This is a genomic window from Acinetobacter sp. Ver3, assembly GCF_000632455.1.
Lineage (GTDB): Bacteria > Pseudomonadota > Gammaproteobacteria > Pseudomonadales > Moraxellaceae > Acinetobacter.
Genome location: NZ_JFYL01000209.1, coordinates 1 through 227 on the forward strand (window position 1 = coordinate 1; position 227 = coordinate 227).

The following is a 227-nucleotide window of genomic DNA, read 5'->3' on the forward strand; positions in this document are numbered from 1 at the left end:
AACTCCAAAATAGAAATGTCCGGTTTCTCCAAAGTAAAAATGTCCGCTTTTAGAATATGCACTTTTGCAATTTCGTTAGCGGACGGTTTGATATGTTGGTGTCTATGTCGGATAAAGAACTTAAACGATTGTCGGTCTTGCAGGAAATCTGCGATCAACGCATAACTCAATCCCAGGCTGCTCAGCTACTTCATATTTCAGAACGTCAGATCAGACGCTTACTGCAG

The 227-nt window shown here is 41.4% G+C and carries 1 protein-coding gene; it reads left to right on the forward strand.

Features of this window, described 5'->3' with window-relative positions; genetic code table 11:
- Nucleotides 1–104 precede the first annotated feature (104 nt).
- The coding region (locus CL42_RS16950) for a helix-turn-helix domain-containing protein (RefSeq protein ID WP_155757021.1) at nt 105–227 on the forward strand (123 nt) is incomplete at its 3' end.